The organism is Thiobacillus sp. 65-1402 (genome assembly GCF_001897685.1).
Lineage (GTDB): Bacteria > Pseudomonadota > Gammaproteobacteria > Burkholderiales > Thiobacillaceae > Thiobacillus.
Genome location: NZ_MKUG01000082.1, coordinates 1 through 3,257, shown reverse-complemented (window position 1 = coordinate 3,257; position 3,257 = coordinate 1). Strand labels below are relative to the sequence as shown.

Here is a 3,257-nt window from a genome sequence, read left to right as displayed (position 1 = left end):
GGCGGACGATACGGCCGCCGACCTCGCCGCGCGGGTGCTGGAACAGGAGCACCGTATCTACCCGCAGGCGATCCGCTGGTTCGCCGAGGGCCGCCTGCTCAACCGGCATGGCCGGGTAAACTTGAAGGACGATCCGGCGTCACAGTCTGTGTTTCCCCACGGAGTGTGAGCATGTTCAAACGCCTGTTGCTGGCATCCGGCTTGACGATCGCGGCGACGGCCCAGGCCGCCCCGAAGGACCCCGATCCGCTACCCGCTGAAGCCCGCGTGGCGGCGTATGCGCCACCGCGGCAAATGAACCTGGCGTACGACCTCTACCGCAACGGCCACAAGCTCGGCCAGGTGGTCGACACCTTCACCCGCAACGGCAGCCGCTACACGCTGACCAGCGAAACCCGCGCCAACGGCCCGCTGAAAATCCTCTGGCCGGGCAGCATCCGCCTCGAAAGCAGCGGCGTGGTGACGCCGCAGGGACTGCAGCCGGCGCGCTTCCAGCACGCCCGCAGCGATGCGCCGAACAAGCTGGCGAGCGCGCGCCTCGACTGGAAACAGCGCAGCATTGCCTGGCAATACAAGGGCGAATCGTGGCAGGTGAACGGCCTGCGGGACGGAACCCAGGATCAGCTTTCGCAGCTCTACCAGTTCATGTTCGCTCCCAGCCTGCCCACCGACTACGCCCTGCAGGTGGTGAGCGGACGCGACCTGAACGACTACCGCTACGCGCGCAGCGATGGCGGCGCCATCGCGACGCCGCTGGGGACGCTGGCCACCCAGCAATACCGGCGCATCAAGCAGAAGCCGGACGAAAAGGCCATCACCGTGTGGGTCGCGCCGGCGCGGCAGAACCTGCCGGTGCAGATCCGGGTCTTCGAGGACGGCGTCACCCTCGAACAGCGCCTGGTGAGCGCCAGCATCAAAGGCTGATGCCGATGGGGCGCAGGGTACGCCCCTGGTGGCTGGCCCTGGTGGCTTCGCTGCTGCTGCACGGCAGCTTGCTCGGCGGTCTGGAGTGGCGGCTGCCGCAGTGGCATCCGCCCGCCGAGCCGCCGCCGTTCGACGCGCAGCTGATCGCCGCCCGGCCGCCCGCCGCCCCGCCGCAGCCGGCCCCGCTGGCCGCCCCGCCGCGGACGCCGCGCGTCGCCCCGGCTGAATTGCCTGCCGCCGCGGAAACCGAAGTGGCCGAAGCTGCCGCCATCGCTGCGGCTGATTTGAACGCTGCGCCTGCGCTGCGCGTCGATGAGGCGCCGGCAGTCGCGCCTGCGCCGGTCGAAACGCCGCCCGCGCCAGTCGAAGCGCCGCCCGCGGCAGCCGAGGCGGCGGCGCCGGTCCTGAACCCGCTGCCGCCGCGGCTCGACCTGCAGTTTCGGGTGCATTACGGCGTGGCGTCGGGCGAGCAGACGCTTTTGTGGGTGAACGAAGGCGAACGCTACACGCTGACCAGCGTGGCGGCGGCCAGCGGCCTCGCCGGGGTGTTTTACCGCGGCCGCTTCGTGCAGACCAGCCGCGGCCGCATCACGCCGCATGGCCTGCAGCCGGAGGAGTTCTGGGACCAGCGCGGCGACAAGCGCAGCCGTGCGAGCTTCGATGCGGTCAACGGCAGTCTCACGCTGATTCCGGCGAAGGGGGCGCCGCGCCATTTCGCCTATCAGGGCGACGTGCAGGATGCGCTCAGCCTGTTTTTCCAGCTGGCGCTGACCGCACCGCCGCCAGACGGGCGGCTGACCTACACGGTGTTCAACGGCAAGAAGTTGCGCGACTACAGCTACGAGGTGCGCGGCGAGGAAATCCTGCAGACCGCGCTGGGCGAACTGCGCACCCTGCATCTTGCGCGGGTGGCCGGTGACGATGGCCGCTTCGAGGCATGGCTGGCGATCGACCGGCATTACCTGCCGGTACGCGTGCTGCGCAGCGACGAGAAGGGCGGTACGGTGGAACTCAGCGTGAAATCGATCGGACCCTGAAGGGCTACCGCGGCAGGCCGTCTATCTGCGCGCCTGCCGTGATGCCGCGCCGGCGGAATTCCCCTTGCGGCACTTCCAGCGCATAGCGCGCGTCCGTGCCGGGGCAATGCAGGGCGTCGCTATGCGGCTGCATGTCGGCGAGCGTGACGATGCGGCCGCGGTCGTCGGCAAACGCGATCGACAGCGGCAGCGGGGTGTCGCGCATCCAGAAGCAATGCCGCCCGGCGCGCTCGAACACGAACAGCATGCCGCCGTCGGCGGGGAGCCGGGTGCGCCCCATCAGGCCGCGTTCGCGCTGTTGCGGCGTGGCCGCGACTTCAGCCTGGAAGACATGCGGGCCGATGCGCAGCGGCAGCGGCGCGTCGTTCGCGGCGGCGCCGGCGGCGCATGAAACGAGCAATGCAAGCGCGCCATGGCGCCCGGCCTTGAGCAGCCCGCTATAACGCATCGCGCAGCCGCTCGGCCAGTTGCAGCGCGGCGGCCGGATCGGCATCCAGCACGTTGAAATGCCCCATCTTGCGGCCGGGGCGTGCGGCCTGTTTGCCGTACAGGTGCAGCTTGACGGCGGGGTGCGCCAGTAGCGTGCCCCAGTGCGGGCCGCCGTTGCCCCAGCGGTCGCCGAGCAGGTTGACCATCACCACCGGCGACAGCAGGCGGGGGTCGCCCAGCGGCAGGCCGCACAGCGCGCGCACCTGCTGCTCGAACTGGTCGGTGACGCAGGCGTCGAGCGTGTAGTGGCCGGAGTTGTGCGGGCGCGGGGCGATTTCGTTGACCATCAGGCGGCCGCCGGCGACGAAGAATTCGACCGCCATCACGCCGACGTAGCTGAGCCGCTCGGCCACCGCGCGTGCCGTGTCGCGCGCCTGTGCGGCGAGGCTGTCGGGTACGCGGGCGGGAACGATGGAGAGGTCGAGAATGCCGTTGTCGTGGCGGTTTTCGGCGACCGGAAACAGCGCGCACTCGCCGGCATCGTCGCGCGCCAGCACCACCGACACCTCACGCTCCAGTTCGACGAAGCCTTCCAGCACGCAGGGCTGGCCGCCGAATTCACGGAACGCCGCGCGGGCTTCCTCGAACGTGCCGACCCGCGCCTGGCCCTTGCCGTCGTAGCCGAAGCGCGACACTTTCAGCAGCGCCGGCGTGCCGGTGTCCGCCAGCGCGGCGTCGAGGTCGCCTTCGCTGTAGACCAGCGCGAACGGCGCGGTGGCGAAGCCGTTGTCGGCGAGCCAGGATTTTTCGTGGCTGCGGTCCTGCACGATGGCCACCGCGGCGGCGCCCGGCGACACCCGGCAATGG

The 3,257-nt window shown here is 70.4% G+C and carries 4 protein-coding genes and 1 pseudogene; 3 read left to right on the top strand and 2 right to left on the bottom strand.

The window, feature by feature from the left end:
- The 3 genes and pseudogenes from BGO62_RS06905 to BGO62_RS06895 form a co-directional block, all read left to right on the top strand.
- Window positions 1–169, top strand: a pseudogene (locus BGO62_RS06905) (phosphoribosylglycinamide formyltransferase); the annotation flags it as partial.
- 2 nt (window positions 170–171) lie between these two features.
- Window positions 172–924: a DUF3108 domain-containing protein gene (locus BGO62_RS06900; protein ID WP_296640590.1), complete on the top strand. Its 753-nt coding sequence runs from the start codon at window positions 172–174 to the stop codon at window positions 922–924.
- Window positions 924–1,961, top strand: a complete 1,038-nt coding sequence (locus BGO62_RS06895) for a DUF3108 domain-containing protein (RefSeq protein WP_296640588.1) — start codon at window positions 924–926, stop codon at window positions 1,959–1,961. The genes BGO62_RS06900 and BGO62_RS06895 overlap by 1 nt, the downstream gene beginning before the upstream one ends.
- A 4-nt stretch (window positions 1,962–1,965) precedes the next feature.
- On the opposite strand, the gene BGO62_RS06890 is transcribed toward BGO62_RS06895, so the two are convergent.
- Together BGO62_RS06890 and BGO62_RS06885 are read right to left on the bottom strand one after the other, a co-directional pair.
- Complete coding sequence (locus tag BGO62_RS06890) at window positions 1,966–2,409, bottom strand: DUF192 domain-containing protein (RefSeq protein WP_296640587.1); 444 nt, start codon at window positions 2,407–2,409, stop codon at window positions 1,966–1,968.
- A partial coding sequence (locus BGO62_RS06885; RefSeq protein ID WP_296640585.1) for a 5-(carboxyamino)imidazole ribonucleotide synthase occupies window positions 2,399–3,257 on the bottom strand: 859 nt, incomplete at its 5' end. The genes BGO62_RS06885 and BGO62_RS06890, both read right to left, overlap by 11 nt.

Bases quoted from the DNA above. Each gene is read 5' to 3' on its own strand.
- BGO62_RS06900 (WP_296640590.1), top strand. From the start codon at position 172: ATGTTCAAACGCCTGTTGCTGGCATCCGGCTTGACGATCGCGGCGACG.
- BGO62_RS06895 (WP_296640588.1), top strand. From the start codon at position 924: ATGCCGATGGGGCGCAGGGTACGCCCCTGGTGGCTGGCCCTGGTGGCT.
- BGO62_RS06890 (WP_296640587.1), bottom strand. From the start codon at position 2,409: ATGCGTTATAGCGGGCTGCTCAAGGCCGGGCGCCATGGCGCGCTTGCA.